General features: G+C 38.7%; 4 protein-coding genes. All 4 read left to right on the top strand.

Features of this window, described 5'->3' with window-relative positions:
* Nucleotides 1–89: 89 nt before the first annotated feature.
* Complete coding sequence (locus RYM16_RS08730; protein ID WP_314983358.1) at nt 90–1,409, top strand: dicarboxylate/amino acid:cation symporter; 1,320 nt, start codon at nt 90–92, stop codon at nt 1,407–1,409.
* 223 nt (nt 1,410–1,632) lie between these two features.
* Complete coding sequence (locus RYM16_RS08725; protein ID WP_314983357.1) at nt 1,633–2,670, top strand: nicotinate-nucleotide--dimethylbenzimidazole phosphoribosyltransferase; 1,038 nt, start codon at nt 1,633–1,635, stop codon at nt 2,668–2,670.
* Between the two features lie 9 nt (nt 2,671–2,679).
* Nucleotides 2,680–3,993, top strand: a complete 1,314-nt coding sequence (locus RYM16_RS08720; protein ID WP_314983356.1) for a DUF389 domain-containing protein — start codon at nt 2,680–2,682, stop codon at nt 3,991–3,993.
* 369 nt (nt 3,994–4,362) lie between these two features.
* Nucleotides 4,363–5,089: MetQ/NlpA family ABC transporter substrate-binding protein (locus RYM16_RS08715; protein WP_314983355.1), on the top strand; the 727-nt coding region annotated here is incomplete at its 3' end.

The raw sequence follows: 5,089 nt of genomic DNA, 5'->3' as shown, positions 1-5,089 counted from the left end.
AGACTAGGATGTACCTATAATCCCAGCCCTAGGGCTGGGATTATTTCTTTTATGGTCTCATGTAGTTTAGTTTTTAGAGAGGTGTTTTTATGGCAGAACAAGAAAATAAAAATGTTGATGCTTTAGCGCAAGAGATTACCTTAAAAAGCCGAGGTCAAGGCAAATTGCGTCAGTTTATTCTTTGGATGGGGGCACTTATCATTGGCGCTATCTTGGGATGGCAACACATTCCAGCCCTAAATGAGCTTTTTAACTTTATTGCAGCCGTGTTTACACGTTTATTCCAATTCATTGCAATTCCAACAGTATCCTTAGCAGTAATTACTACATTATCTATGCTAGGTGCAAAAAAAGATACAGGCCGTATCTTTGGACATGCTGTAGTATACACATTGCTTACTACAATTTGTGCAGCAGCCATGGGCCTTGGTTTATTCCTATGGATTGCGCCAGGTAACTTACCACTTGATGTAATTGGTGCTGGTGCAGCGCAAGTACCTGAAAAACTAGGTCATGTAACGTATTATGATCACTTCTTATCCGTTATTCCTAACAATATTATGAAACCATATTTGGAAGGTAACGTATTGTCCGTTATGTTCATTTCTGCTTCTGTTGGTTTAGCGTTTGCCTTTATGCCTCGCACAGAAGGTCGCGAAGCAGTATTGAAAGTATTGTTTGGCTTACAAGAGCTACTATTTACATTGATTAAAGCATTACTTTATGTATTGCCAATCGGCATCCTTGCTTTCGCAGGTCAATTATCTGCTCAAATCGAAGCGGGCGTAATCGTTGGTGCTTTAGGTAAATACACTGCTGTTGTTATCGGCGGTAACTTGATCCAATTCTTTATCGTAATTCCATTGTTCTTGTTATTCCGTGGCTTAAACCCTGTTGACGTATTCCGTAAAATGTCCCCAGCTGTAGCGGTTGCATTGTTCACTAAATCCTCTGCTGCAACATTGCCTGTCACATTGGCATCTGCTGAGGATAACTTGAAAGCTCACCCTGCAGTAGCTCGTTTCGTATTGCCGATTTGTACAACTATTAACATGAATGGTTGTGCAGCGTTCATTCTTGTAACATCCTTGTTCGTAATGCAAAATGCAGGTATTGAATTAACTATGGGCACAATGATTGCTTGGTTATTCATTGCTGTACTTGCTGCCATTGGTAATGCCGGCGTTCCAATGGGCTGTTACTTCTTAACATTGTCCTTGATGAGCTCCATCGGGGCTCCAATTGGTTTGCTTGGTATCATCTTGCCAATATATACGATTATCGACATGATTGAAACAGCTGAAAACGTATGGTCTGACGCATCCGTATGTGCTATGGTTGACCATGACCTTCAAGGTAAATTGGACGACTCCAGTGGCGACGATATGCCTCAATTTCAAGGTGCTTAATTTTATGAGCTAAATAAACTTAATAAAAGAACTTACTTTAAAGTTCAATAAAAAGGTTATCCTTTAGGGGATAACCTTTTTTGTTTGCAAGAATAGTATTTTTAATGTAAAAGCTAACAAACCTCATATAATTAGAAGGATATTTTGTGTTATACTTTCATATAGAATAATATCGAATTAATAGAAGGCTAGTTTGCACATTAGTTGCGGACTAGAGATTAGAATGAAAGATAAGTCAGTATTACCTATAGAGGAACAATTAAATAGATTTCTGCAACCGAAATGCCTTATCCCTGGTGGTCTAGGATTGTGGGAAATGTATTTCCGCAAGATTTGCGCGGCTTGGGGCGAGATTAGTGGTGAAATCCGACCGCAGCATATCATATTCTCCGCCGATAATGGTTGTAATATAGAAGGCTATGTAGGCTATAACTACGAGGTGACGCAGAAACAATCCCGTAATATGCTCTTAGGTCGTTCATCAGCAACGCAATTTTGTAACTTTAACAATATTCCTTATGAGGTTGTAGATGTAGGAATTGCCTCAGATGACGGCATCGGTGTGGATCGCAAAGTAGCGAAAGGGACAAAGAATATTTTGAACCATCCTGCTATGACTGAGGATGAATTTAATCGTGCCTTTCAAGCTGGATATGAACGCGTTGAATATTATGTCGAAAAAGGGATAAATCTATTTTCCTTTGGTGAGATGGGGCTCGGGAATACGACAACCTCTGCTTGTGTGTTATCTGCATTAACTGGTGCAGATCCAACTGAAACGGTCGGACCTGGTTCTTGGCCGAATAAACCAGATTTGATGAAGCGTAAAATTGACTTTGTCCGTTCTGTATTAGATATACATAAGGAGCGTATTATTGCTGAAAGTGAGACTCACCGAGTTCGTAAAATTGTAGCTCATGTAGGTGGCTTTGATATTGCTGCTATTCTTGGAGCTATGCTAGCTTGTGTTGATTTTAAGAAGCCCTTTGTCATTGATGGCTTTATTACCGCTGTAGCGGCAGCTTGTGCAGTACATATGAACGAGCGCATTACAGACTATGCATTGCCGTCACATCATTCCCGCGAAAAAGGCACAGAGTTGGCTTTGTCTGAGGTAGGTATTACACAAGATATGGTGCCTATTCAAGCCCAAATGTCGATGGGCGAAGGCACTGGCGCCATCTTGATGGTACAAATGTTAAAAACTACACAGTACATGTTTGTAAACGTTGGTACCTTTGCAGATTTGATGAAATTATGAGGTAGAAGAATGGAACTAAATAAATACTTTGATATACATTTTGAACGAGCCGATGATGCAACTATTGCTAAAAGGTTGATAGGTGGGGCTAAGGTTAAGGGGCCTGCTTTGGTTATCCTGATCCTCTCCATATTTATTGCCTCTATTGGGTTGAATATGAATAGTACAGCCGTTATTATTGGTGCTATGCTTATATCGCCGTTGATGGGACCGATTCTAGCAACTGGCTTTGGCTTCGCTACGCTTAATTTTACAGTTGTGAAAAGTGCTATTTTAAGATTGTCCTTACAGATTACGATTGCTGTTTTGGCATCTGCTTTATATTTTTATATTTCCCCCGTTCAGACAGTTACATCTGAACTATTAGCGCGTACAGAACCGAGTATTTTTGATGTATTCATTGCTATATTTGGTGGGTTAGCTGGGATTATTGGTCAAACGCGTAAGACCTTAGATAATGTTATACCAGGTGTAGCAATTGCGACTGCACTTATGCCACCACTGTGTACGGCAGGATATGGACTGGCTACTGGGAATTGGGATTATTTCTTTGGGGCTGGTTATCTATTCTTTATAAATGCATTTTTCATCTTCTTTGCATCTTTTATTGTTTTAAAAGGTGTATATAGTTTGCCATTCCATAAGCAAGCAGAAGAGATTAATCGTCGTAATCAGCTAATATTTCTTGTGATTGGTCTTATTATGGCTATACCAAGCATTTATGCAGGCTATGATATGACCATCAAGTATTCTGAGTCAAATCATATAGAGCAGTTTATTAAGACCAATATTAATCAAGATGGGCGTCGACTAGTGATTGATTATTCATTGGACCGAGTGAATAAGCTAGTAGATATAGTAGTTGTAGGAGCTCCTGTGACTTCAGAGGAACGATCCCAGTTGGATGATAAATTACAGAAAGACGAGTATTTGCAGCCTTATACCGTGCGATTTGTTAATAGTGTAGATGAGAAAAAATCTAATATGGATAAGACGAGCTTGAATAAAGGCTCGGAGGATCATGAAAAATATACAAACTTGAGTAATCTGTACCAGCCGACTTATCAACTAGTAAGTGAAACTATAAACACTATGAAAATGACAGAAGCTGAAGCAAAGGCGTTATTCCCGTTTGTAAGCAGAGTGGAAGGCATGCCTTTGATAGATAATTTAGAACAGCCTAAAGCGAATCGCTATATGGTGATTATCCATACCACGTCCACTGTATCTGATGCAGATTTGGAACGAATAAAAGCTTGGTTAGAGGCTAAATTATCAGCACCTGTAACTATTTCTGTGGAGCAAACAACGTCAACTTTATAATTGAACCTTTTGATTTTGATTAGATTGTTTATTATATAGAGCGATATTTATAACGGTACTAAGTTTGATTGTACCTATTAGGTATATTACCTAGTAGTACGGGGAATCATCTTAGTACCGTTTTTATGTACTTGGCATAGCTAAATGTAATTACTCTTATCTTGCTATAGATTAAGGTTATATTAATTGATATATATAATCTATTATACGAATAGGAATTAAATTGTTATACTTACTACATCGAAATTATTAAATAATTAAATGTAGATACAAGATAAGAAAAATAGATTTATTACAATATCTACGAATGTTGTATACGTATGAGTCCTCGTCAGAGATGTAGGCTTTCATCGTAGATAGGAGGATTACATGAAAAAATGGTTAGCATTAGCAGCGACGGCCGTACTGGGCGCGTCCTTATTAATTAGTGGTTGTGGTTCTTCCACAAACAACGCAAGCTCCAGCGGTGCTGGTAGCTCTAAAGCAGAGGTATTAAAAGTAGCAGCAAACCCAGTACCTCATGCTGAAATTTTGAATCAAATTAAGCCATTATTGGCTAAAGAAGGTGTAGATCTTCAAGTTATTGAGTTTACAGATTATATCCAACCAAACATGGCATTGTCTAGTAAAGAAGTAGATGCAAACTTCTTCGCTAATGTGCCTTACCAAAATAACTTCAATAAAGATCATGGTACAAACTTCGTAAGCTTTGCACCAGTTCACATTGAACCATTGGCGATTTACTCTCAAAAAATTAAAGATTTGAAAGACTTGCCAAATGGCGCAAAAGTAGCAATTCCTTCTGACCCAACAAACAGTGCTCGTGCACTTCTCTTGTTGCAAAGTGCAGGTCTTTTAACGTTGAAAGACCCAACTGGTTTGACTAACACACCATTTGATGTGACTAGTAACCCTAAAAACATCCAAATCACAGAGTTAGAAGCAGCTCAAATTCCTCGTTCCATCCAAGACTTAGATGCAGCTGTCATCAATGCTAACTATGCATTACCAGCAGGTCTTAACCCTACAAAAGATGGCTTATTCGTAGAAAAAGCTGACTCTCCATATGCAAATCTTCTTTCCGTTAACCCTGGTG

Source organism: uncultured Veillonella sp. (assembly GCF_963524655.1).
GTDB lineage: Bacteria > Bacillota > Negativicutes > Veillonellales > Veillonellaceae > Veillonella.
Note: the sequence above shows the minus strand (reverse complement) of the source record. Positions and strands in the feature narration are given on the sequence as shown.

What these genes read in the sequence shown, in the direction of transcription:
- RYM16_RS08730 (WP_314983358.1), top strand. Translation starts at nt 90, where the DNA reads ATGGCAGAACAAGAAAATAAAAATGTTGATGCTTTAGCGCAAGAGATT.
- RYM16_RS08725 (WP_314983357.1), top strand. Translation starts at nt 1,633, where the DNA reads ATGAAAGATAAGTCAGTATTACCTATAGAGGAACAATTAAATAGATTT.
- RYM16_RS08720 (WP_314983356.1), top strand. Translation starts at nt 2,680, where the DNA reads ATGGAACTAAATAAATACTTTGATATACATTTTGAACGAGCCGATGAT.